Origin of the sequence: Ancylobacter sp. IITR112, from assembly GCF_041415945.1 — a bacterium.
Lineage (GTDB): Bacteria > Pseudomonadota > Alphaproteobacteria > Rhizobiales > Xanthobacteraceae > Ancylobacter.
Window position 1 is genome coordinate 3953215 of the sequence record NZ_JBGCUS010000001.1, and the last position, 23322, is coordinate 3976536.

General features: G+C 69.5%; 26 protein-coding genes. 13 read left to right on the forward strand and 13 right to left on the reverse strand.

Annotation, left to right across the window (positions count from 1 at the left end):
• Positions 1-72: 72 nt before the first annotated feature.
• From trpA to AAC979_RS18770, 3 genes are read right to left on the reverse strand one after another with little or no spacing between them, the layout of a single operon-like run.
• Entirely contained in the window at positions 73-912 is an 840-nt protein-coding gene (gene trpA, locus AAC979_RS18760) for a tryptophan synthase subunit alpha (protein WP_371348401.1), read from the reverse strand.
• The gene (trpB, locus tag AAC979_RS18765) at positions 909-2141 is read right to left on the reverse strand and encodes a tryptophan synthase subunit beta (RefSeq protein WP_371348402.1); all 1233 of its coding nucleotides are present in this window, start codon (positions 2139-2141) and stop codon (positions 909-911) included. Before trpB ends, trpA begins: the two co-directional genes overlap by 4 nt.
• Positions 2138-2869, reverse strand: a complete 732-nt coding sequence (locus tag AAC979_RS18770) for a phosphoribosylanthranilate isomerase (RefSeq protein ID WP_371348403.1) — start codon at positions 2867-2869, stop codon at positions 2138-2140. Before AAC979_RS18770 ends, trpB begins: the two co-directional genes overlap by 4 nt.
• Before the next feature lie 345 nt (positions 2870-3214).
• Between AAC979_RS18770 and cysP the strand changes: the two genes are divergently transcribed.
• The 3 genes from cysP (at position 3215) to cysW (ending at position 6206) form a co-directional block, all read left to right on the forward strand.
• Positions 3215-4240, forward strand: a complete 1026-nt coding sequence (gene cysP / locus AAC979_RS18775) for a thiosulfate ABC transporter substrate-binding protein CysP (protein ID WP_371348404.1) — start codon at positions 3215-3217, stop codon at positions 4238-4240.
• 254 nt (positions 4241-4494) lie between these two features.
• The gene (gene cysT / locus AAC979_RS18780) at positions 4495-5316 is read left to right on the forward strand and encodes a sulfate ABC transporter permease subunit CysT (RefSeq protein ID WP_371348405.1); all 822 of its coding nucleotides are present in this window, start codon (positions 4495-4497) and stop codon (positions 5314-5316) included.
• A 2-nt stretch (positions 5317-5318) separates the two neighbouring features.
• A complete protein-coding gene (gene cysW, locus AAC979_RS18785; protein ID WP_371348406.1) occupies positions 5319-6206 on the forward strand; it encodes a sulfate ABC transporter permease subunit CysW in 888 nt (295 codons plus the stop codon).
• 26 nt (positions 6207-6232) lie between these two features.
• On the opposite strand, the gene AAC979_RS18790 is transcribed toward cysW, so the two are convergent.
• The 8 genes from AAC979_RS18790 to AAC979_RS18825 form a co-directional block, all read right to left on the reverse strand.
• The gene (locus AAC979_RS18790; RefSeq protein ID WP_371348407.1) at positions 6233-7192 is read right to left on the reverse strand and encodes an ornithine cyclodeaminase family protein; all 960 of its coding nucleotides are present in this window, start codon (positions 7190-7192) and stop codon (positions 6233-6235) included.
• Between the two features lie 26 nt (positions 7193-7218).
• Positions 7219-7566 (reverse strand): LapA family protein, encoded by a 348-nt coding sequence (locus tag AAC979_RS18795; protein ID WP_371348408.1) that lies wholly within the window; start codon positions 7564-7566, stop codon positions 7219-7221.
• A gap of 21 nt (positions 7567-7587) precedes the next feature.
• Positions 7588-7881 carry an integration host factor subunit beta gene (locus AAC979_RS18800; protein ID WP_371348409.1) on the reverse strand — a complete coding sequence of 98 codons (294 nt, stop codon included), beginning with the start codon at positions 7879-7881 and terminating at the stop codon, positions 7588-7590.
• 75 nt (positions 7882-7956) lie between these two features.
• On the reverse strand, positions 7957-8937 hold the full coding sequence (sppA, locus tag AAC979_RS18805) for a signal peptide peptidase SppA (RefSeq protein ID WP_371348410.1): 981 nt from the start codon (positions 8935-8937) through the stop codon (positions 7957-7959).
• Between the two features lie 79 nt (positions 8938-9016).
• Complete coding sequence (locus AAC979_RS18810) at positions 9017-9634, reverse strand: DapH/DapD/GlmU-related protein (protein WP_371348411.1); 618 nt, start codon at positions 9632-9634, stop codon at positions 9017-9019.
• A gap of 14 nt (positions 9635-9648) precedes the next feature.
• On the reverse strand, positions 9649-10419 hold the full coding sequence (locus AAC979_RS18815; RefSeq protein ID WP_371348412.1) for a DUF1045 domain-containing protein: 771 nt from the start codon (positions 10417-10419) through the stop codon (positions 9649-9651).
• A gap of 9 nt (positions 10420-10428) precedes the next feature.
• Entirely contained in the window at positions 10429-11568 is a 1140-nt protein-coding gene (locus tag AAC979_RS18820; RefSeq protein WP_371348413.1) for an alpha-D-ribose 1-methylphosphonate 5-triphosphate diphosphatase, read from the reverse strand.
• A gap of 61 nt (positions 11569-11629) precedes the next feature.
• Positions 11630-13180: a gamma-glutamyltransferase family protein gene (locus tag AAC979_RS18825; protein WP_371348414.1), complete on the reverse strand. Its 1551-nt coding sequence runs from the start codon at positions 13178-13180 to the stop codon at positions 11630-11632.
• 144 nt (positions 13181-13324) lie between these two features.
• Between AAC979_RS18825 and AAC979_RS18830 the strand changes: the two genes are divergently transcribed.
• The 3 genes from AAC979_RS18830 to AAC979_RS18840 all read left to right on the forward strand — a co-directional run bounded on the left by AAC979_RS18830 (position 13325) and on the right by AAC979_RS18840 (position 15997).
• Positions 13325-13564, forward strand: a complete 240-nt coding sequence (locus tag AAC979_RS18830; RefSeq protein ID WP_371348415.1) for a hypothetical protein — start codon at positions 13325-13327, stop codon at positions 13562-13564.
• A 584-nt stretch (positions 13565-14148) separates the two neighbouring features.
• Positions 14149-15279, forward strand: coding sequence for a type III PLP-dependent enzyme (locus AAC979_RS18835; RefSeq protein WP_371348416.1), 1131 nt, complete (start codon positions 14149-14151; stop codon positions 15277-15279).
• A gap of 121 nt (positions 15280-15400) precedes the next feature.
• Positions 15401-15997, forward strand: coding sequence for a GNAT family N-acetyltransferase (locus AAC979_RS18840; RefSeq protein ID WP_371348417.1), 597 nt, complete (start codon positions 15401-15403; stop codon positions 15995-15997).
• Between the two features lie 152 nt (positions 15998-16149).
• On the opposite strand, the gene AAC979_RS18845 is transcribed toward AAC979_RS18840, so the two are convergent.
• Positions 16150-16566 (reverse strand): Ohr family peroxiredoxin, encoded by a 417-nt coding sequence (locus tag AAC979_RS18845; protein ID WP_371348418.1) that lies wholly within the window; start codon positions 16564-16566, stop codon positions 16150-16152.
• A gap of 254 nt (positions 16567-16820) precedes the next feature.
• Here AAC979_RS18845 and AAC979_RS18850 point away from each other — a divergent pair, with 254 nt between their 5' ends.
• Genes AAC979_RS18850 through AAC979_RS18865 form a run of 4 tightly spaced genes read left to right on the forward strand, consistent with a single transcriptional unit; the run spans position 16821 to position 19441 of the window.
• Positions 16821-17669, forward strand: a complete 849-nt coding sequence (locus tag AAC979_RS18850; protein WP_371348419.1) for a folate-binding protein YgfZ — start codon at positions 16821-16823, stop codon at positions 17667-17669.
• The gene (locus AAC979_RS18855) at positions 17666-18274 is read left to right on the forward strand and encodes a DNA-3-methyladenine glycosylase I (protein ID WP_371348420.1); all 609 of its coding nucleotides are present in this window, start codon (positions 17666-17668) and stop codon (positions 18272-18274) included. The genes AAC979_RS18850 and AAC979_RS18855 overlap by 4 nt, the downstream gene beginning before the upstream one ends.
• Before the next feature lie 28 nt (positions 18275-18302).
• A complete protein-coding gene (locus AAC979_RS18860) occupies positions 18303-18938 on the forward strand; it encodes a YfbR-like 5'-deoxynucleotidase (protein WP_371349098.1) in 636 nt (211 codons plus the stop codon).
• Positions 18935-19441 (forward strand): tyrosine phosphatase family protein, encoded by a 507-nt coding sequence (locus tag AAC979_RS18865; RefSeq protein WP_371348421.1) that lies wholly within the window; start codon positions 18935-18937, stop codon positions 19439-19441. The genes AAC979_RS18860 and AAC979_RS18865 overlap by 4 nt, the downstream gene beginning before the upstream one ends.
• 263 nt (positions 19442-19704) lie before the next feature.
• On the opposite strand, the gene AAC979_RS18870 is transcribed toward AAC979_RS18865, so the two are convergent.
• A complete protein-coding gene (locus tag AAC979_RS18870; RefSeq protein WP_371348422.1) occupies positions 19705-20382 on the reverse strand; it encodes a L,D-transpeptidase in 678 nt (225 codons plus the stop codon).
• Positions 20383-20688: 306 nt separating this feature from the next.
• Here AAC979_RS18870 and AAC979_RS18875 point away from each other — a divergent pair, with 306 nt between their 5' ends.
• The 3 genes from AAC979_RS18875 to AAC979_RS18885 all read left to right on the forward strand — a co-directional run bounded on the left by AAC979_RS18875 (position 20689) and on the right by AAC979_RS18885 (position 23296).
• Positions 20689-21924 carry an MFS transporter gene (locus AAC979_RS18875; RefSeq protein ID WP_371348423.1) on the forward strand — a complete coding sequence of 412 codons (1236 nt, stop codon included), beginning with the start codon at positions 20689-20691 and terminating at the stop codon, positions 21922-21924.
• A gap of 190 nt (positions 21925-22114) precedes the next feature.
• Complete coding sequence (locus AAC979_RS18880) at positions 22115-22633, forward strand: hypothetical protein (protein WP_371348424.1); 519 nt, start codon at positions 22115-22117, stop codon at positions 22631-22633.
• A gap of 237 nt (positions 22634-22870) precedes the next feature.
• A complete protein-coding gene (locus AAC979_RS18885; RefSeq protein WP_371348425.1) occupies positions 22871-23296 on the forward strand; it encodes a DoxX family protein in 426 nt (141 codons plus the stop codon).
• The last annotated feature ends 26 nt before the right edge of the window (positions 23297-23322 follow it).

Genomic DNA, 23322 nt, shown 5'->3' on the forward strand with positions numbered 1-23322 from the left:
GATGAAAAGGCGCAGGCGCGATTCGGCCGCGGGCCGGGCGGTGCGGCGCCCGCCTGCCCCGCTGTTCCGCCGCTATTCCGCCGCCTGGCGGCGCACCCCGCGCACGGCTTCGGCCAGCCGGCCGACAAGGTCGGTGACGGCGGTAAGGGTGGCGGGCGTGGCGCGGTTCTCAGCATCGAGCGTGGCGCGCAGCGCGTCGATCAGCGCCGAGCCGACCACCACGCCATCGGCATTGGCGGCGATGGCGGCGGCGCTTTCCGGGGTCTTCACGCCGAAGCCGACCGCGACGGGCAGCGCGGTGTGGCGCTTGATCCGCGCCACCGCCCGGCCGACCGCGTCCGGGTCGGCCTGCGCCGCGCCGGTGATGCCGGTGATCGAGACGTAGTAGACGAAGCCCGCCGTGTTCGCGAGCACGGCCGGCAGCCGCTTGTCGTCGGTGGTCGGGGTGGCGAGGCGGATGAAGTCGAGCCCCGCCGCCAGCGCCGGCAGGCAGAGTTCGCCATCTTCCTCCGGCGGCAGGTCGACCATCACGAGGCCGTCCACGCCCGCTGCCTTGGCGTCGGCGAGGAAGCGCTCGACGCCATAGACATAGACCGGGTTGTAATAGCCCATCAGCACCACGGGCGTGGTGTCGTCGCCTTCGCGGAAGCTCTTCACCATGGCGAGCGTCTTGGCCAGCGTCTGCCCGGCCGCCAGCGCGCGCAGGCCCGCGGCCTGGATCGCCGGGCCGTCGGCCATCGGGTCGGTGAAGGGCACGCCGAGTTCGATGATGTCGGCACCCGCCGCCGGCAGCGCCTTCAGCAGCGCCAGCGAGGTGTCGTGGTCGGGATCGCCGGCGGTGACGAAGGTGACGAGCGCGGCCCGCCCCTCGGCGGCGCAGGCGCGGAAGCGGGTTTCGATGCGGGTGCTCATAGGCTCGTTCCCAGAATGTCCGCCACCTGCGGGATGTCCTTGTCGCCCCGGCCGGAGAGGTTGACCACCATCAGGTGATCTTCCGGGAAGGTGGGGGCGAGCTGCGCGACCTTGGCCAGCGCATGCGCCGGCTCCAGCGCCGGGATGATGCCTTCCAGCTTCGCCACCAGTTGGAACGCCTCCAGCGCCTCGTCATCGGTGGCGGAGATATAGGTGGCGCGGCCGGTGTCGTGCAGCCAGGAATGCTCCGGCCCGATGCCGGGATAGTCGAGCCCGGCGGAGATGGAATGCGCCTCGGCGATCTGGCCGTCGCCGTCCATCAGCAGATAGGTGCGGTTGCCGTGCAGCACCCCCGGGCGCCCGCCGGTGAGCGAGGCGGCGTGCTGGCCGGAAGGGATGCCGTGGCCGGCGGCCTCGACGCCGAAGATCTTCACGCTCGGGTCGTCGAGGAAAGGATGGAACAGGCCCATGGCATTGGAGCCACCGCCGATGCAGGCGATCAGGCTGTCCGGCAGGCGGCCTTCCATGGCGAGCATCTGCTCGCGGGTCTCGGTGCCGATGATGCTCTGGAAGTCGCGCACCATGGCGGGGTAGGGGTGCGGGCCCGCCACCGTGCCGATGCAGTAGAAGGTATCGGAAACGTTGGTCACCCAGTCGCGCAGCGCCTCGTTCATCGCGTCCTTCAGCGTCTTCGAGCCGGACTGGACGGGAACGACGCTGGCGCCGAGCATCTTCATGCGGAACACGTTGGGCGCCTGCCGGGCGACATCGACCGCGCCCATATAAACCACGCATTCGAGGCCGTAGCGGGCGCAGAGCGTGGCGGTGGCCACGCCATGCTGGCCCGCGCCCGTCTCGGCGATGATTCGCTTCTTGCCCATGCGGCGGGCGAGCAGGATCTGGCCGAGAACGTTGTTCACCTTGTGCGAGCCGGTGTGGTTCAGCTCTTCGCGCTTGAAATAGATCTTGGCACCCATCCCCGCCGGGGCGCTGGCGCGCAGATGCTCGGTCAGCCGCTCGGCGTAATAGAGCGGGCTGGGGCGGCCGACATAATGCTTCAGCCCGGCATCCATCTCCGCCTTGTAGGCGGGATCGGCCTTGGCCTCATTATAGGCCGTCTCCAGATCGAGGATGAGCGGCATGAGCGTTTCGGCAACGAAACGGCCGCCGAAGAGGCCGAAATGCCCGTTGTCGTCGGGGCCGGTGCGGAAGGAATTGGGAGCGTTCACGACGGGCTCGTCTCTCTGGCAGGTGAAGGCGGCGTCGGCGCGGAGCCGGGGAAGGTGTCGGCGGTCGGAGCGGAAGACCCTTGCGCCTCGGCCGCCCGCGCGGCGCGCAGGAAAGCCTCGATGCGGGACGGGTCCTTGATGCCGGGTCCACGTTCGACACCGGAGGATACGTCGAGACCCGGCGGATGGATGAGCCGCACCGCGCCGGCGACGTTTTCCGGGTCGAGCCCGCCTGACAGCATGAAGGGCCGGGCGGGGTCAAGGCCGGCGATGAGGTTCCAGTCGAAGGCGACGCCATTGCCGCCGGGAAGTCGCGCGCCCCTGGGCGGCTTGGCGTCGAGCAGCAGCCGGTCGGCCACGCCCTCATAGGCGGGCAGGACGGCGAGGTCCTCAGCCGAGGCAATGCCGAGCGCCTTCATGACCGGCAGGCCGAAGCGCGCGCGGATGGCGCCGACACGCTCCGGAGTCTCGCGGCCGTGCAGTTGCAGCATGTCCGGGTTCAGCGCGTCGACGATGGCGGCGAGCGTGGCGTCGTCGGCATCGACGGTGAGCGCGACGATCTGCGCCCGCCCGCGCGCCTGGGCGCCCAGAGCGGCGGCGGTGGCGAGATCGACATGGCGCGGCGAGGGGGCGAAGAACACCATGCCCACCATGTCCGCACCCGCGCCGAGCGACGCTTCCAGTGTCTCGCCGGTGCTCAGCCCGCAGATTTTGATCTCAAGCGCCAAAGCCGTCTCCTCGGAAGAGAGCCACCTAGCACGGAACCGCCCCGTGAATCGAGGGCGTCGCCGACGCCGGCGCGGAAGCGGGCCGACAGGGGGTGCCCGCATGCCATGGGCGCGCGGGGTGACATCGTCGATCCCCGGACCGGGTCGCTGATCGACGGTGTTCTGTGCGGCCCCGCGATCTCGCGGGCATTTCCGGCTCCAGTGGTCGGACGGGTTGAAAATGCCCCTTCCGTCACGACATTGCTCATGCTACACAGCTTTGACTGTGAAATTTAGTAATTCACGAGATTAAATTGGAGATAGCGGCCGGAGCGGTCGTTCTTCTCCCGACTGTGGAGACTGCCCATGCGCCTCTCGCGCCGCCTGATCCTGTCCGCCACCCTCGCCGCCGCGCTGGCGCCGGTCGCCTTCGGCCTGCCGCAGGCCCGCGCCGACGAGCCGAACCAGATTCTCAACGCCTCCTACGACATCGCCCGCGAGCTGTTCGACGCCGAGAACAAGCAGTTCGAGCCGGCCTACAAGGCGAAGACCGGCAAGGAGATCAAGGTCAACCAGAGCCATGCCGGCACGTCGAAGCAGGCGCGCTCCATCGTCGAGGGCCTTGAGGCCGACGTGGTGACCTTCAACCAGGTCACCGACATCACCTTCCTCGTCGACAAGGGCTTCATCGCCAAGGACTGGCAGACCCGCCTGCCCAACGCCTCCTCGCCCTGGTACTCCTTCCCGGCCTTCCTCGTGCGCGAGGGCAACCCGAAGAACGTGAAAAACTGGGACGACCTCGTCCGCGACGACGTGAAGCTGGTGTTCCCCAACCCGAAGACCTCGGGCAATGCGCGCTACACCTATCTCGCCGCCTATGCCTTCGCGCTGGAGAAGTTCAACGGCGACGTGGCCAAGGCCGACGCCTTCGCCAAGAAGCTGCTTTCCAATGTCGTCGTGTTCGACACTGGCGGGCGCGGCGCCACCACCTCCTTCGTCGAGCGCGAGCAGGGCGATGTGCTCATCACCTTCGAGGCCGAGGTGATCGGCGTGAAGGATGCCTATAAGGACAAGAACTTCCAGGTCGTGGTGCCGGAGGTGAGCCTGCTGGCCGAATTCCCGGTCGCGGTGGTGGACAAGGTGGTCGACAAGCGCGGCTCGCGCCAGATCGCCACCGACTACCTCACCTATCTCTACTCGCCGGAAGGCCAGAAGATCGCGGCCGAGTTCAACAACCGCGTGGTCGATCCGAAGGTGGCGGAAGAGTTCAAGGGCAAGTTCGCCCCCGTCCGCCTCGTCAAGGTCGAGGACGTGTTCGGCGGCTGGGCCAATGCGCAGAAGACCCATTTCGCCTCCGGCGGCAAGCTCGACGAGCTGTTTGTCGCGCAGTAGGCGACGTAGCGCCCGTTCGTCATCCCGGCCAAGCGCAGCGCAGAGCCGGGATCGCGCAAAGGAAAAGCGTTGACGTCATCCCGGATATTGCCTGCGGCACTTCCGGGATGACGTGCCAGACGGGCAGAACGCCCAACCGCGCTGGACTTCTGAGTTGAATTGCGGCAATGGCCGGGCGTGTCCCGGCCAACTCCGTTCTGGAGTTCTTCCGCTCCCCGTTCGCGAACGGGGCCCCAGACGCAAGGAGCCGCCCGTTGAACCGCGTCATACCGGGCCTTCCGCTCTCGCTCGGCATCACCGTGCTCTATCTCAGCCTGATCGTGCTGCTGCCACTCGGCGCGCTGGTCTGGCAGGCGCTGGATGTCGGCTGGGACCGCTACCTCGCCATTATGAGCGGAGCGCGCACCATGGCCGCCTTCCGCCTCACCCTGTCCACCGCCGCGCTGGCGACGGTGTTCAACTGCGTCTACGGGCTGGCGCTGGCCTGGGTGCTGGTGCGCTATCAATTTCCCGGCAAGCGCTTTCTCGACGCGCTGGTGGATGTGCCCTTCGCCTTGCCCACCGCTGTCGCCGGCCTCGCTCTGTCGGCGCTGTTCGCCAAGAATGGCTGGTTCGGCGGGCCGCTGGCCGGGCTCGGCATCGAGGTGGCCTATACCCCGCTCGGCATCGCCATCGCCATGGCCTTCACCTCGATTCCCTTCGTGGTGCGCACGGTGCAGCCGGTTCTGGAAGACCTCGCCGCCGATGTGGAGGAAGCCGCCGCGACGCTCGGCGCCTCGGATCTGCGCATCTTCGCCCGCATCATCTTCCCCGCCATATTGCCGGCCTTCCTGACCGGCGCCTCGCTCGGCTTCGCCCGCTCGCTCGGCGAATTCGGCGCCATCATCTTCATTGCCGGCAATCTGCCGCTGAAGACCGAAGTGGTGTCGCTGCTCACCTTCATCCGCATCGAGGAATATGACTACCCCGCCGCCGCCGCCATCGCCGCGACGCTGCTGGGCTTCGCCTTCGTCCTGCTGTTCCTGGTCAATATGCTCCAGCTCTGGCAGCAGCGCCGCATCGGCACGGGGGATTGATCATGGCCCGAGAACCCGCCTCCTCCGCCGACGAACAGGGCCCCCGCCGCATCCGCGTCGGCGACGGGCCGGCGACGCGCCGCCTGCTGATCGGCACCGTGCTGCTCGTCACCGCGCTGGTGCTGGTGGCGCCGCTGCTCGCCATCTTCGCCGAGGCGTTCCGGCACGGCGCGGCGGCCTATGCCGCCTCCTTCCGCGCGCCGGACACGCAATATGCCATCGGCCTCACCCTGTTCACCGCGCTGATCGTGGTGCCGGTCAATGTGGCTTTCGGCATCGCCGCCGCCTGGTGCATCGCCAAGTTCCGCTTTCCCGGCCGCAACCTGCTGGTGGCGCTGGTGGAGCTGCCCTTCTCCATCTCGCCGATCATCGCCGGCGTCGCCTATCTCTTCGTCTATGGCGCGCAGGGGCTGCTCGGACCCTGGCTGGCCGAGCACGACATCAAGATCATGTTCGCGGTGCCGGCGATCATCCTCGCCAGCCTGTTCGTCACCGCGCCCTTCGTCGCCCGCGAGCTGATTCCGCTGATGATCGCTCAAGGTTCGGAGGAAGAGGAAGCGGCGGTGACGCTCGGGGCGGGCGGCTGGCGCATATTGCGCCTCGTCACCTTGCCCAATGTGCGCTTCGCCCTGCTCTATGGCGCGGCGCTGTGCAATGCGCGTGTCATGGGCGAGTTCGGCGCGGTCTCGGTGGTAGCGGGCAATATTCGCGGCCAGACCAACACGCTGCCGCTGCAGATCGAGTTGCTCTATCAGGACAATAACGCGGTCGCCGCCTTCGCGGTGGCGACGCTGCTGACCCTTGTCGCGCTGGTGACGCTGGTGGCGAAGGCGATCATCGAGCGGCTCGACGCCGCCCGCGTGAAGGCGCAGGGCAAGCCGGGGCACTGAGCGCCAGCCCGCAGCCCTTCAGCCCTTCAGCCCTTCAGCGCCTTCCACACCAGCTCGGCGGCGGCGAGATCTTCAATGGCGGTGCCGACCGACTTGAACAGGGTGATCTCCTCGGCGCTGCCACGGCCCTTGGCGGTGCCGGCGGTCAGTTCGAACAGGTCGCCGTGAATGGCGTCGGGCGTCAGTACGCCGCTCGCCAGCGGGATGACGATGTCGCCCGCTTCCTTGCCGGCCCCGGCGCGGGTGTCGACATAGACCCGCGCGCGGCGGATCGCCTCATCATCGGCCTCGCGCATGATCGGGGTGAAGCCGCCGACGAGGTCGACATGCTGGCCGGGGCTGAGATAGCGCCCCTCGACCAGAGGCTGCGGCGACAGCGTGGCCGAGGTGACGATGTCGGCCCCGGCGATAGCGGCGCCCCGGTCGGGCTCGGCCGTGGCAGTGAAGCCCTCGGCACGCAGGCTTTCCGCGAGCGCTTCGGCCTTGGCGAGGGTGCGGTTCCAGATGCTGATGGTGCGGATGGGCCGCACGCTGGCATGGGCGCGGGCGAGATAGGGGGCGAGCGCCCCGGCCCCGATCACCGCCAGCCGGCTGGCGTCTTCGCGGGCGAGATAGCGGGCGGCGAGCGCCGAGGCGGCGGCGGTGCGCCACACGGTGAGGGTGCGCGCATCCATCACCGCCAGCGGCTGGCCGGTGGCGCCGGAATTGAGCAGATACAGCCCGGTGATGCTCTCAAGCCCACGGGCGTTGTTGCCGGGGAACACGGTCACCAGCTTGGTGCCGTACACATCGTCCTCGGTGCCCTCGCTGGTCCAGGCCGGCATCAGCAGCGCGGTGGCGTCGCCATCCGGGCGGGCCATGGTGTGATGATGGCGCACCGGCACGGTGATGCGGCGGCGGAACGCCGCCTCAATGGCGTCGATCAGCGCGGGGAAGGACAAAAGCCCGGCGATCTCGCCCGACGAGATGAAGCGCAGATCGCTCATGACAAATATCCGTTCGAGAACAGCCCTCAGGCCGCGTCGCGGCGGTGGGCGAGCATTGGCCGCGCCGCGCTGTCACGCTGGGCGGCGCGCAGTTCCTCCACCTCGGCATGGGCGGAGCGCGCCTCGCGCGCCGAACGCCGGGCCGCCTTGCGGTAACGGCCCTGGCTCAGCCACGCCGCCACGCCGCCCAGCACCACGCCGATGATCATCGCCGTGAAGACCACGAGGAACAGCGGTACCTCGACCGACCAGCCGCCGGCCCCGGTCAGCGGGTCGACGACCAGCGACACCGGGTGGCGGTTGGCCACGGCCAGCATGACGAGCCCGACCGAGACCGGCAGGACGATGAGGATCAGCAACAGACGGCGCAGCACGATGTCTCCCTCGCGGCAGGCTTATTCCAGATCGACGCCATCATTCAGGCGCTCGCGCATTTCCTTGCCCGTCTTGAAATAGGGCACGGCCTTGCCGTCGACATCCACATGTTCGCCGGTGCGCGGGTTGCGGCCGGTGCGCGCCGGCCGCGCCTTCACCGAGAAGGCGCCGAAACCGCGCAGCTCGACGCGGTCGCCGCGCGCGAGCGCCGCGACGATCTCGTCGAGAATGGCATTCACGATGTTCTCGACATCGCGTTGGTAGAGATGCGGATTCGCCTCGGCGATCCGCTGCACCAGTTCAGACTTGATCATCGACGCCCCGGCCCCTTTTTCGTTCGGCTCGTCGGTACTCCAAAAAATTGATATTTTGGAAGCTCTTGGCCCCGTCTAGCCACCGCGAGGGTGCCAGAGGGCCAGAAGACCGTCAAGGCGGGCCTGTTCAGCGGCCCCGCTCGCCGCATCTGCCACGAGACGGGCGATATCTTCAAGCCCGATCAACGACATGAGTCGCACGGAAATGCCGTGCAGCCAGCCGAATTCGTCGCCGGCGCGGCTTGTGTGCCAGTCCCGTATGGGAAGTTCCTTGTCCACCCCCCTCTCGCGCGCGAGCCAGTCGCGGCCGGTGCGCTCGTCGCCGATCTCGTCGATCAGCCGCAGCGGCAGCGCCTGGTGGCCGGTGAACACGCGCCCGTCGGCGGCGATGGCGAGTTTTTCGTCGTCGAGCAGCCGGCGTTCCGCCACCAGCCCCTTGAACCAGCCATAGCTGTCCTCGACCAGCGCGCGCACCGCTGCCCTCGCCGCCTCGGTGGGCGGATCGAACATGTTGGGCGCGGCTTTCAGCGGGCTCGACTTGATCTCCTCATAGGAGATGCCGACCGTCTTCATCAGTTCGGAGAAATTGGGGAACTGGAAGATCACTCCGATCGAGCCTACCAGCGCGTTGCGCGGCGCGACGATATGGTCGGCACCCAGCGCCGCGATATAGGCGCCCGACGCCGCCATGCCGCCGACCACGGCGACGATCGGCTTTTTCTCCGCCAGCCGCCGCAGCGCGTCATACAGCGCGGCCGAGCCGACCACGGTGCCGCCCGGGCTGTCGATGGAAAGGATCACCGCCTTGGCGCCGGATTTGCCGATGGCGTCGAGCATCTCGATCCGCTCGCGCTCATTGCGGATGATGCCGCCGATGGAGACGCGGGCAACATGGGCGGAGGCGCGCGGCAGCATGGCGCCGTCGCTCCACCAGGCAAAGGCGCCGAGGCCGCCGACCAGCACCACCAGCAGCGCGAACACCCGCCAGAAGGCGAGCTTGCGCCGCAGCCGGCGGCGAGCGAGCACCTCGTCGACATCCAATGCGCTGGCGGCCATGGCGTCCTCCTGATCCGGAGCCAAGGCGTAGCGGCGCGGGAGGGGCGGCGCAAGGGTGGGGAGGGTCGGGGAGGCGGCGCTACCCGCCGTGTTTTTCCAGAAACGCCTCGATGGCCAGCGTGCGGAAATCCTCCAGCGCGGCGCGCAGGCGGGCATGGTCCCAGTCCCACCAGGCGAGCGCCTGCAGCCGGGCGGCGATGGCCGGCGGAAAGCGCTCCTTCACCGGCCGCGCCGGCACCCCGGCGACGATGCTGTAGGGCGCCACGTCCTTGGTCACCACGGCCCCGGCGGCGACCACCGCGCCATCGCCGATGGCGCGTCCCGCCAGCACGATGGCGCCATGGCCGATCCACACATCATGGCCGATGGTGACGCCCTGCGCCCGGCGCCAGGCGAAGAAATCCGGCTCGTCCTGCGCGTCGTCGAAATAGGCGGAGGCGCGATAGGTGAAATGCGACTGGCTCGCCCGCTGCATCGGGTGATTGCCGGGGTTAATGCGGGTCATCGCCGCGATGGAGGTGAACTTGCCGATCCGCGCATAGGCGATGTCGGAATCGTTCACCACATAGGAATAGTCGCCGAGTTCCACTTCCAGAAGCTGGGTGCGCGGGCCCACTTCGGTGTAGCGCCCAAGCGTCGAGCGGGTGATCTTGGCGGTGGGATCGACGGTGGGCGAGGGTCCGAGCTTGTGCGCCATGGGCTGTCTGGGCCTTAGCTGCCGAAGGGAAAGCGGGCGACGAGCCGGAACGGCCCGGCTTCCTGCCGGTAGAGCGCGATCTCGCGGACGATGAGCGGGCCGTCGGCGCCGCTGGCGGCGAAATGCTCCGCCAGCTCCGCTTCGGCCAGGGCGCGCTCCTCATCTTCCAGCGGGCCGGTCAGCGTCATGTGGAAGCGGAAATCGTCGAGCACATAGGGATAGCCCCAGCGGTCGAGATATTCCCGCTGGCGCGGAGTGAGCGGCGCCCGCAGGCGCTTTTCGCGCTCGGCCTCGGACATCGGGGCGCGGAACTCGTCCAGCGCCGCCACGCCCGTTGCCGCGAGCCGGTCGAGCGCGGCGCTGGGGGCGGCGAGGCGCAGGGCGAGGAAGCGGCCAATGCTCGCCAGCGTCACGCCGGGGCAGGCGAAGCCGGCGCGGTTCTGCGCGAAGCGGGTGCAGGCGGCGGCGAGTTCCGCCTCGCTGCGGCCGGGCGCGAGGCGGAACGGCGCCTTCAGCGTGGCGTGGAAACCATAGCGGCGCGGCTCGGCGGTGATCTCGCTCCAGCGCGCGGCGTCAAAACGGCGCAGCGGCAGCGGCGCGACCGGCGTGCCGGCCTCGGCGTCATAGCCGAGCACGGCGGAGCCGAAGCGCCAGAGCGGGCTCTGCGCCGGAGGGGCGAAATAGAGCGCGTAGCGCGGCGTGGCCGGACGCGCCGCCGCAGACGTGGCGGGCGTGGCAGGAGCAGGCGCGGCAGGAGCGGGCGTGGTGGGGGTCGAGGCGGTCATCGGCGCCCCCTAGAACACGCGCCGCCCGGCGACGAACACCTCGTCGATCCGGGGGGTGTCGTCGGCGAGGCGGAAGCGCACCAGATCGGCGCGCAGCCCCTCTTCCAGCCGCCCGCGATCCTCCAGCCGGGCCAGCCGGGCCGGGGCGGCGGTGACGAGGCCGATGGCGGCGGGGAGAGAAAGGCCGGCGGTGCGGGTCAGCGCCAGCGCGCCCTGCAGCAGGCTGGCCGGCACATAATCCGAGGCGAGGGCGTCGAGCAGTCCCTCGCGGGCGAGGTCGCGCATCGACACGCCGCCGGAATGCGAGCCGCCGCGCACCACATTGGGCGAGCCGCCAATGGTGGCGAGGCCGCGCTCATGGGCGGCCCGTGCCGCTTCCAGCGTGGTCGGGAATTCGGAGATGGTGCAGCCGGCCGCCAGCGCCTCGTCGACATGGGCGGGCGTGGTATCGTCATGGCTCGACAGCACGAGGCCGGAGGAGGCGAAAAGGGCCACCATCCGCCGGTAGTTTTCCGCCACCGCGCCGCGTGCGCGCTCGATGCGGTCGGCGACCTCGGCGTCGATGTCGCCGCCGCTCTTGCCGATGCCGGTGAGATAGACCTTGAGATGCTCGACATTGCGCCACTGGCGGGTGCCGGGCGTGTGGTCCATCAGCGAGGCGAGCGCCAGCGTCGGGCGCCCCAGCGCGGCATCGACGAGATCGGGCAGGGTGCGGTCGGTGAGTTCGCAGCGCAGATGGATGCGGTGGTCGACGCGGAACAGGTTGCGCTCGACGCCGGAATCGACCGCGTCCAGCATCACCTCATACAGCGCCCGGCGGTCGGCCTTGGCCTGGTCGAAGCCGCCGGCGCAGATGGCGTCATAGACCGTGGTGACGCCCGAGGCGGCCATCTGCGCGTCATGCGCCAGCGCGGCGGCGCGGGCATCGGGCCAGATCACCTTGGGGCGCGGCACGAAATGGCCTTCCAGCGCGTCCGTGTGCAGGTCGATCAGCCCAGGCGCCAGGAAAGCGCCCTCGCAGTCAATGGCGGCGGAAAGCTGCGAGCGGCCTTCGTCGATCGCGCGGATGCGCCCTTCCCCATGGACCAGCGTGCCGTCGATCACGCGGTCGTCCAGAACAAGGCGGGCATTGGTGAGAATCACGTCCATGGCGGCGCGTCTCGCATGTTGTTGTGACCGTTCGATGAAGTGGCGAGGCAGGCGGCTCGGCTCACAGCCCGCGCGCCTCGCCGTCGCCGCGCGGGTCATGGGCGCCTTCCAGCTCCGCCATGCCGGGATGCCGGATCACCGCGCCGGCATGGCCCATCGCATCGGAAAATGGCGCGCCGATGATCTCGACATCGTGACCGGCGGCGGCGAGCCGGTCTTTGATGCCCTCGTCGATCCCCGCCTCGATGGTCAGCCGTTCGCCCCTCCGCCAGCGCGGGGCGGCGAGCGCGGCGCCGAGAGGGGTGCCGAAGAGCAGGCGGCTGAGCACGATGGCGGACGTCTGCGCCGCGTCCGCGCCGCCGCTGCCAAAGGCGAGGACACGCCCGTCCGGCAGCGACGCGAAGGCGGGACTGAGCGTCACCGGCGGGCGGCGGCCGGGCTGCAGCGGCGTGAGCGCGCGCGGATCGAGCGAAAAGGCGGCGCCGCGATTATGCATGAGCACCCCCGTCGCCGGCAGCACGAGGCCGGCGCCGAAGGCGTCGTGCAGCGAATGAACGGCCGACACCATCACCCCGTTGCGGTCGGCCGCGCCGATCCAGCCGCTGCCCGGCACCCCGGCGGGGGCGGCGTGGCGCGGACCCGGCGTGGCGCGGTGACGGTCGATGCCCGCCGCCTCGCGCGCCAGCGCCTCCGGCGCCAGCAGAGCGGCGGGATCGGCGGTGACGACAATGGAATCGGTGATCGCCGGCGCGGCCAGCCGGGCGGCGAGGGCACCCGCCTCGATCAGCCCGTGCAGATGGGCGGGGCTCTCGCCTTGCGTCACCTCCAGGCGGCCGAACAGGGCGAGGGTGAGCAGCGTCTCCAGCCCGTGCGACGGCGGCGGCGGCGCCCACAGCGTCAGGCCCGGCAGGCTGACGCTGAGCGCCGGCCGGGTGAGGGCGCGATAGGCCCAAAAATCGGCCCGTGCCAGAGGGCTGCCCGCCCGCTCCAGATCCGCCGCCATCTCGCGCGCCACGTCGCCGTGGTAGACATCGTCAAGCCCGGCGGCGGCGAGATGGTCCAGCGTGTCGGCGAGCCGGGCGCAGCGCTGCGCCGTGCCGGTGGCCGGCGCCGTGCCGTCGGGAGCGAGGAAGGCGGCGGCGAAGCCGGGCATCGCGTCGCGCTCGGCCCGCGCCTGTTCGCTCGCCCGCTGCTGGGCGGGGGAGACATTGCGACCGGCCTGCGCCAGTTCGATCGCCGATTCCATCAACCGCCGCGTCGGCATCCGTCCGCCAAAGGCGCGTGCGGCCTCCTGCGCCCGCAGCCAGCCGCCGACCGCGCCGGGCACGGTGAGCACGGCGAGCGGCCCGCGCCGGGGGATCGCCTCATGGTCGGCGGCGCGCATGCGTGCCGCCGACACGCCCGCCCCGGCGGGCCCGGCGGCGTCGATGACGGTGACGCGCCCGGCGGGATCGCGAATCAGCCACAGGCAATCGCCGCCGAGCGAGGCGAGATGCGGCGCGACGACCGTCAGCGCCGCGGCGGCGGCGAGCGCCGCTTCCACCGCATTGCCGCCCTCTTCCAGCACGGCGCGGCCGGCCTCGGCGGCCTGCCCATGGGGGGCGGCGACCATGCCGCCGCCAGCGCGCACGCTCTCATAAAGCCGATCGTGAGCCAGTTCCGCCTCCGCCCGTGTCCGCGCGGCCGCCCGGCCGCTTGACCCGCGCCGCCGGGCATAGCAGGTTGCGCGCCGCCGAAGTAGACGGAATGGGACGCGATGAGCACGGGCCGACGCATTCGCTGGGACAATGTCAGCACGGTGGGGAGCGCCGCGATCCTGCTGGGCGCCGAGCTGATCGGGGCCGGTCTTGCCGCCGGCTGGGCCCTCGCCGCCCTGTTCGAGGCCAGCGTGATGTGGGAGCTCATCTTCGAAGGCGCCTTCGCCCTGCTCGCCATTTACGGCATTTACCGCTTCGTGATGAAGGCGAAGTCGATCGAGCCCTTCGTCGAGGGCTGACGTCCGGCCGGCCTTTTGCCGGCGCACCGTTCCGCCTCATCGGCGTGCATGCCGATATATCGGGCGTATGCGATAAAAAACGCAAAACCCGCTTGCATATGACAGCATAGGGTCCTACATCCCGCCCTGCCCAACATTCGCACGTGCCTGTGGTCGCGTGCCGATCGGCGGAAGTCCGGACAAGAGGCCGGAAAATCGCCAGTCAGATCGGTAGCCGGAGGCGAAACCGGCGCACCTCGCTCTCAGCGGGGAACGTGACTTGAAGCAACGACGTACGGGCTTTTTTAGTCTCTGTCGGCCCTCCAAAGGTCGGGAAACTGAAGAGGCACTACTTCTTGCCGGGCGTGCGGTCGGGTCTCCCGTACCAAGCGAAGGCATCCGACGACGCTGGCGCTCTCCACATGCGCGCAGCTTCGCCTTGATGCCACGGCTCCATTCCGAACGGCCGAACGGCTCCTGCCGCGCGGCCGGCGGACGGATGCGTATTCTCGCCATCAACGCGGCCCATTGGCGCCGCGTGAGGGTGTTCGCATCCACATGTCCGCTTCATCTGGATCGAGGCTTCGGGTCTGTGGGAGAGCGCCATGACCGACCGTATTCGCGAGTTCCTGCGCAACCGACGTGAGGACGGTCCTTGCGTCGTCGTCGATCTCGACGTGGTGCGCACCAATTATGCCGCCTTCGCCCGGGCGCTGCCGGACACCCGCGTCTTCTACGCGGTGAAGGCCAATCCCGACGCGGCCATCCTCTCGGCGCTGGCCGAGATGGGCTCCTGCTTCGACTGCGCCTCGGTCGCCGAGATCCTGATGGCGCTCACCGCCGGCGCCACGCCCGACCGCATCTCCTTCGGCAACACCATCAAGAAGGAGCGCGATGTGGCGCGCGCCTTCGAGCTGGGCGTGCGCCTGTTCGCGGTCGATTCCACCGAGGAAGTCGAGAAGATCGCCCGCGCCGCCGCCGGCTCCAAGGTGTTCTGCCGCATCCTTTGCGACGGCGCCGGCGCCGAATGGCCGCTGTCGCGCAAGTTCGGCTGCGAGCCCGACATGGCCGTCGACGTGCTGGAGCACGCCCACCGGCTCGGGCTGGAGGCGCATGGCGTCTCCTTCCATGTCGGTTCGCAGCAGAAGAATGTCGAAGCCTGGGATTCCGCGCTGGCCTCGGCGAGCGCGATCTTCCGCGAATGCGCCCTGCGCGGCTTCTCGCTGTCGCTGGTCAATCTTGGCGGTGGTTTCCCGGCTAAGTACCTGCAGGACGTGCCGGCCGCCGAGGCCTACGGCGAGGCGATCTTCCGCGCTTTGTCCCGGCACTTCGGCAACGCCATCCCGCAGACCATCATCGAGCCGGGCCGCGGCATGGTCGGCGCGGCGGGCCTGATCGAGGCCGAGGTGGTGCTGATCTCGAAGAAGTCGGACACCGATTCGGTGCGCTGGGTCTATCTCGACATCGGCAAGTTCGGCGGTCTCGCCGAGACCATGGACGAGGCGATCCGCTACCCGATCGTCACCCCGCGCGACGGCGATGCGGTGGAGCCCTGCGTGCTCGCCGGCCCGACCTGCGATTCGGCCGACGTGCTGTACGAGAAGACCCCGGTCCTGCTGCCGGTGTCGCTCGCCATCGGCGACAAGGTGCTGATCGAGGCCACCGGCGCCTACACCACCACCTATTCGGCGGTGGCGTTCAACGGCTTCGATCCGCTGCGATCCTACGTGATCTGAGCGGGTCGCGGCCCGCTCCAAGGACATCCCGGTTCCCGCCTCGGCGCCGGCCGGGATGACGCATCCTCACAATTCCCTGTCCCTCTTTTGCCCGGTCCATCCCGGGTGTTGGAGGCCGCTCATGTCCACCTTCTCGCCCGCCCTCACCGCCCCCGCCATCTCGCTTGAGACGGCCGCCGATGTCGTCCAGCGCGAGGCGCTGCTCGACCTCGCCTTCGGCCGCGCGGCGCGCCTCGCCAAGACCAGCGAGCGCCTGCGCGAAGGCCGCAAGCCGGCCGAGGGCCTCGCTTTCGCCGCGCACGGCCCGGATGGGCGCGTGGTGGCGACGCTGCGCCTGTGGCATGTGACGGCCGGTCCCGGCCGTCCGGCGCTGCTGCTCGGCCCGCTGGCGGTGCATCCCTGGTTCCGTGATCGCGGCCTCGGCGGCGCGCTGATGAACACCGCCATTTGCGAGGCGAGCCGGCTCGGCCATGGCGCGATCCTGCTGGTGGGCGATGCGCCTTATTATGCCCGCTTCGGCTTCGATCCGGCGCTGACGCAGGGCCTGTGGCTGCCCGGCGCCTTCGACCGCAGCCGCTTCCTCGGGCTGGAACTGATCTCCGGCGCGCTTGCCGGCGCGCGCGGCCTGGTCAGCCCTACCGGCACCCCGGTGGAACTGCCGAGCCTCGGCGAACTGGTGGCGCAGGGCGGCACGGGCGAGCTGCGCCGCTCGGCCTGAGCCGGCAGGCGCGGCTGCCCCTTTGCCATTATCCCGGCCGCCGGCGAAGCCGGAGAGCCGGGATAGGCTTCAGAACCGCGAACGGCCTGCGATCCCGGATCGGCCTGCGGCCGTCCGGGATGACATCATTATCAAGGTGCGCGCAGGAGAATTCAGCCGGCGCTGAGCTCGACCGGAATATTGCCGCGCGTCGCCTTGGAATAGGGGCACATCTGGTGCGCGGCTTCCAGCACCTCCCGGGTCTGTTCCGGCGACAGGGCGGGGGCGGTGAGCGACAGCTTGGCGGCGAGGCTAAAGCCGTCATCACCCTTCACCAGCGACACCGCGACAGTGACGGCGGCGCCGGTCACATCCAGCTTCTTCTGGTGGCCGACGGCTTCCACGGCGGAGCCGAAACAGGCGGCATAGCCGGTGGCGAACAGGTGCTCGGGCGTGGTCTTGCCGGAATCGAGCACGCCGTTTTTCGGCATGCCGAGATCGACCGAGACCGAGCCGTCGCTGGTCTGCGAATGGCCGTTGCGGCCGCCGACGGCGGTGGCGGTGCCGGTGAAGAGAACGGTGCCGGACATGCAAATCTCCCTGTGACATGGGTCCGATGGACCCGATAGGACGGGCCGAGGGGGCCGGAGCCGGCCCGCCTGCCTCAAGATGGGGCGTCCCCGGCGGCGGACAACCGCCTGTCGCCGCTTCGCTTGCGCGTGCGCACGGCGCAGGCGTATGTGTTCCTGATTTGTTTCTTTGGGCTTGCCCGCCGCAGCGCTGCGTCGTACCTCTCGTTCGACCTGCCCGACCTGCCGGGCCCGCACATTCGGAGCGCGCCTCCATGCCGATCGCGATCCTGAAGGAGCGCGTCGTCGCCCGCATTGCCGGGGCAGACGCTACGCATTTCCTCGACAATCTGCTCACCGCCCGCACCCCCGCGCCGGGCGCCGCACGCTATGCCGCGCTGCTCGCCCCGCAGGGCAAGATCATCGCCGACATGATCGTGCGGGCGACCGAAGGCGGGTACCGGCTTGATCTTCCCCGCGCGGTGGCGCCCGACCTTCTCAAGCGGCTGCAGCTCTACCGGCTGCGCGCCAAGGTGGAGATCGGCCTGCTCGACGATCTCGCCGTCGGCGTGGCCTGGGGCGGGGCGAGCCCGCTCATTGACACGCTGGCTTATGACGACCCGCGCCTGCCTGCGCTCGGCCGGCGCTTCCTGCTGCCCGCCGCCGAACCGGCGCAGATTTCCATGGTCCCGGAAGCGGAATGGCATGCGCACCGCATCGCCCTCGGCGTGCCCGAGGGCGGTCAGGATTTCCTCTATGGCGACGCCTTCCCGCACGAGGCGGACATGGACCAGCTCGGCGGCATCGACTTCGACAAGGGCTGCTATGTCGGGCAGGAAATCGTCAGCCGCATGCAGCATCGCGGCACGGCGCGCACGCGCATCATTCCGGTGGCCCTGTGCGGTCCGCCGCCAGCCGAGGGCACGCCGATCACCGCCGGCGGCAAGACGCTGGGCCGCCTCGGCTCGGGCATCGACGGCCGCGCGCTGGCGCTGATCCGGCTCGACCGGCTGGAGGAGGCGCGCGCCGCCGGCCAGACCGTTGAAGCCGACGGCGCCGCGCTGGTGCCCGAACGGCCGGGCTGGGCGCACTTCGCCATTCCCGGCACGGAGGAGGGGGCGTGAAGGTCCATACGCATGAAGATGGCGTGACGCGCTGCGCCTGGTGCGGCACCGATCCGCTCTATGTCGCCTATCACGACACCGAATGGGGCGTGCCGGAATATGACGACCGCGCGCTGTTCGAGAAGCTGATCCTCGACGGCTTTCAGGCCGGGCTGGCCTGGATCACCATTCTGCGCAAGCGCGAGGGGTTTCGCGCGGCGTTTGACGGCTTCCAGCCGGAGATCATTGCCGGCTACGGGCCGGAAAAAGTGGAAGCGCTGATGCAGGATGCCGGCATTGTGCGCAACCGTTCCAAGATCGAATCGACCATACGCTCGGCACAGGTCTGGCTCGACATTCAGGAGCGCGGGCCGGGATTCGCCAAGCTGCTCTGGGGCATTAACGGCCCGGTGCTCGACAATCGGCGCGCGCCGGACGCCCCGGCGCTGGTGACCTCTCCCGTCGCCATCACCATGTCGAAGGAACTGAAGAAGCGCGGCTTCAACTTTGTCGGGCCGACCATCGTCTATGCCTTCATGCAGGCGGTGGGCATGGTCGACGATCACGCCGTGACCTGCCACCGGCACGGGCGGGCGAGCCAAGATGCGTCGGCGGCGCGGGCGTGAGGGCGGCGCGATGAGCCTTGCCGACGCGATGACACCCGCAAAGAAGGCGGCGGCGAAACCCGTGCGCGCCTGGCAGCGCATGCTGTCCGGCCGGCGGCTCGATCTCATCAACCCCTCGCCGCTCGATATCGAGATCGAGGACATCGCCCATGGCCTCGCCCGCGTCGCCCGCTGGAACGGCCAGACGGCCGGCGAGCACATCTTCTCGGTGGCGCAGCATTCGGTGCTGGTGGAACTCATCGCCCGCCGTCAGGCAGCGGCGCGGGGCGGGGAAATTGATCGCCGCTGGCGGCTCGCCATGCTGCTGCATGACGCGCCGGAATATGTGGTCGGCGACATGATCAGCCCGTTCAAGGCGGTGATCGGCGGCGACTACAAGGCGGTGGAGGCGCGGCTGCTGGCGGCGGTGAGCCTGCGCTTCGGACTGCCGGTGCAGTGGCCGGCGACGCTGACCGCGCGGGTGAAGGCAGCCGACCGCGCCAGCGCCTTTCTGGAGGCGACGCGGCTCGCCGGCTTCGCCATCCCGGAGGCGCGGCGGCTGTTCGGCACGCCCTGCCCGCTCGACAGCGCGCTGGAACGGGACTACCTCACCCCGTGGAGCGCGGGCGAGGCAAAGGCCCGCTTCCTCGCCCGCTTCGAGGAACTGGTCGCGGAGGCCTCATGATTCATGTCTGCCCGCTCTCGCGGCTGGAGGAGACCGTCGCCCGCACCCGGGCCGAGCATGTGCTCTCGGTGATCAATGTCGCCACGCCGGTGACGCTTCCGGCCACGGTGCGGCCGGAGAACCATCTCTTCGTCGGCTTCAACGACATTCTGGCCCCGCAGGAAGGGCTGATCCACCCTTCGCTCGACCATGTCGAGGCCATTCTCGGCTTCGCCCGCCGCTGGCCGCGTCAGGCGCCGCTGGTGGTGCATTGCTATCTCGGGGTGAGCCGCTCCACCGCCTCGGCCTATATCGCCGCCTGCGCCCTGGCGCCGGAGCGGGACGAGGCGGAAATCGCTCAGGCGCTGCGCGCCGCCTCGCCCATCGCCACACCAAACGCGCTGCTGGTGGAGATCGCCGATGGCGTGCTCGGCCGGCAGGGCCGCATGCGCGCCGCCATCGCCGCCATCGGCCGCGGCCGCGAGGCGATGGAGAACGAGCCGTTCGAAATCAGGCTGGGGTGAGGGGCTGGCTTGAGGAGGCTGGGCGGCCCCAGCCATCGCCCGCGCGGCACATGATGCCCCGCCGCTCGCCGTCATCCCCGGGCTTGGCCCATCTCGCCCTCACCCCCAGGCTTGGCCCCTCCCGCCGTCATCCCCGGGCTTGGCCCGGGGATCCACGATTGGTGCCCGCATAAAGGAGAAGGCGCGGATGCCCGGGCCGGGCCCGGGCATGACGTGTAGTGGCGAAAAGGGCGCGGCGGGCGCCGTGCCCGGGCCGCCGCGGCTCAGCCGACCGGAACGCCCGTGGCCGGCAGCACCACCACCCGAGTGCCGGTCGGCACGCGGCGGTAGAGGTCGATAATGTCCTGATTGATGAAGCGGATGCAGCCGGACGAGACCTGCGTGCCGATGGTCCAGGGCTCGGTGGTGCCGTGCAGGCGATAATAGGTGTCGCGTCCGTCCTTGTAGAGATAGAGCGCGCGGGGGCCGAGCGGGTTGGTCGGGCCGCCCGGCAGGCCGCCGGCATAGGGTCCGTAGCGCTCCGGTTCGCGGGCGATCATCGCCTGGGTCGGCGTCCAGCGCGGCCATTCCGCCTTGCGGGCGACAACGCCTTCGCCGCGGAAATTGAAGCCTTCCTCGCGGCCCACGCCGACGCCGTAGCGCAGCGCCCGTCCATTGGCCATGACAAGATAAGCGAAGCGCTCATTGGGATCGACCACGATGGTGCCCGGCTGGTAGCGGGTCGAATAGGCCACTTCCTGGCGCAGGAAGCGCGGGTCGATCTGCGTCAGATCCACCGCCGGCACCGGGAACGGCTCGTCATTGATCGCCGCGTACATGCGCAGATATTGCGGGTCCATGGCGGGCGGCAGGATACGGCTCGCCACCGGCTCGCGCGTGGTGGCGCAACCGGCGAGGGCGAGAGGCGAGGCGATCAGGAACAGGCGGCGGTCGAGAAGCATGGGGGCGCACGCAGGGAGAAGAGGTGGGGGAACGGCGAATGGGGCAATGATCCTCACCTACAGGCGAAGCATGGCAAAGTTCGTGAACAGGGTGATCACGCCCCCGTCACCCGCCGCAATTGCCGGTAGGTGTGGCGCAGCAGCCTCACATGCTTGTAGTGGGGCACCGCCGCCTGCACCGTAGCGGCCATTCATCGGTTTTGCTGATGCCCATCCTGAAAATTATTCGTTTTCCAGCGGTGCGCCAGCGGCGCTAGCTTCACCATCACGGCGGCCTGCGCCGTGCCGCGCCGAATCGAGGCTCCGATGTCCGCCAGCACCGCTCCCCGCCCCAGCCTTGCCGCCCGCGCCCCGCTGCTGATCGTGCTGTGCGGCTGCCTCATCGCCATGCTCAGCTTCGGGCCGCGCGCCTCCTCGGGCCTCTTCATGCTGCCGATGACGGGCGAGTATGGCTGGGGGCGCGACACGTTCGGCCTCGCCATCGCCATTCAGAACCTGCTCTGGGGCGTCGGCACGCCCTTCGCCGGCGCGGTGGCCGATCGCTTCGGCGTCACCCGGGTGCTGTGCCTCGGTGCCACGCTCTACGCCGCCGGGCTGGCGCTGATGGCCTATTCCGCGACGCCGGGTCTGTTGCATCTCTCCGCCGGCGTGCTGGTGGGCTTCGGCCTGTCGGGCTGTTCGTTCAACATCGTGCTGGCGGCGTTCGGCAAGATGCTCCCCGAGCGCTGGCGCCCGCTCTCCTTCGGCGCCGGCACGGCGGCGGGCTCCTTCGGCCAGTTCCTGTTTCCGCCGCTGGCGGCCGGGCTCAACACCACCATTGGCTGGCACCAGACGCTGCTGGTCTTCGGCCTCGCCATGCTGCTGATCATGCCGCTGGCGCTGGCGCTGTCCAACGCCCCGGCGGCGCCGAAGGCGGGCGAGCGCCAGCAGTCGATCGGCGCCGCGCTGGGCGAAGCGTTCCGCCATCCGAGCTATGTGCTCCTCGTGCTCGGCTTCTTCACCTGCGGCTTCCAGCTCGCTTTCGTCACTACCCACTTGCCGGCTTATCTGATCGACCGCGGCCTCTCCATCACGGTGGGCGGCTGGACGCTGGCGGTGATCGGCCTCGCCAATATGGTCGGCTCGCTCGGCTCGGGCTGGCTGTCGAGCCGCATGCCGCGCCGCTTTCTGCTGGCGGCGATCTATTTCGCCCGCGGCCTCGCCATCATCGCCTTCGTGCTGCTGCCGGCGAGCCCGGTGACGGCGATCGGCTTCGGCGTCGTGCTGGGGCTGCTCTGGCTCTCCACCGTGCCGCCGACCTCCGGGCTGGTGATGCTGATGTTCGGCACGCGCTATCTCGCCATGCTCTACGGCTTCGCCTTCTTCAGCCATCAGGTCGGCGGCTTTCTCGGGGTCTGGCTCGGCGGGCTGCTCTATGAGAGCCTAGGCTCCTATGATTTCGTCTGGTGGCTGGCGGTGGCGCTCAGCTTTGCCTCCGCCGCCATCAACCTGCCGATCATCGAGAAGCCGGTGGCGCGCGGCGCGGTGCCGGCGGCGGGCTGAGCTGTGGCGGGCATTTGCGAGCTGTTAACCGCGATGCTTCACCTTAGGGATCGTGGTACCGATCCCGTTGCGAAGGGGCCACACAGGCGCGTCGCGTGCCCCGGCAGACCGGGCTGATTCGCCGTGCGACCTTGACAAGGTGGGCCCTTCGCAGCGCATCGTGAAAACTCACCGAGCGATGGACATCCTCATGCGCCTGTGTTCCGCCCTGCCGGCCGCCGCCCTTCTCGCCGCCACCGTCGCGCTGCCGCTCTCCGCATCGGCCGAGACGCTGACGGCACAGGAGGCGCAGCGTTTCGTCGTCGGGCAAACCTTCTCCTACACCTGCTATGAGGGCACGGTGGGGGCGGGGCGCATTCTGCCCGATGGCTCGGTCGCCGGCACGATCCAGATTCGCGGCAAGGGCAATACGCGCTATGTGACGCTGCCGGCCGGCACCATCATGGTGCGTGGCGAGTCGGTGTGCGCCAAGCTCAAGGGCATCGCCTTCCAGCCCTGCTTCGAGCTGGAAAAGACCGACAAGGTCAGCTTCCGCGGCAATCTCGCCGGGGCCGACCGGCTGTGGTGCGAATTCAAGCGCGGCGGCAGCGGCCGAACCCGTCTCGCCGAGCGTGCGGTGGCGCCCAAGCCCGCGCGGGCCGCTGCCCCGTCTGTGGCGGAGGACGGCGCCGCGGCGCAGATGACCGCCGAGATCGCCTCCGAGAAGTGACGGCGCCGGCACGCGCCCGACCTTTCCGACATCATGAGTGAACGCGACATGCGGCGGTGGCCGCGCGCTCTGTGGCGCGTCGCTGGTCGGGCGGCAGGGCTGTCAACGCTCATATATTGCAAAATTGCAATTTCTTTCCGGTTTTCACGGCTATCGTCTTGCGTCCGGCGGTGCGTTACCTCCGAGACCCGTCAGGCACCGCCTGCGCTTCTCTTCAACGCTTTCGCGAGACCCGTCATGATCGATTCCCGTTCCGCGCCCTATGGCGCCTTCGTGCTCCGCGTCGCCCTCGGCCTCATGTGGGTGTCGCACGCGCTGCTGAAATATCTCGTCTTCACCCTGCCCGGATTTGCCGGCTTCCTCGGCAGCCTCGGCCTGCCGGAAGCGCTGGCCTGGCCGATCTTCCTCGCCGAACTCATCGGCGGCGCGCTCATCATCGCCGGCATCTATGCCCGCCATGTCGCGCTGCTGCTGATCCCGGTCATGGCCGGCGCCATGAGCGTGCACATTCCCAATGGCTGGCTGTTCTCCGCCGCCGGCGGCGGCTGGGAATATCCCGGCTTCCTGATCGTCGCCTCCTTCGCGCTCTGGCTGATCGGCGACGGCGCCTTCGCGCTGCGCTCCCGCCCGCTGTTCTTCCTCGGCCGTCCCGCCACCGCTTGAGCGCGCCGGTCGCCGCGACAGAAAAG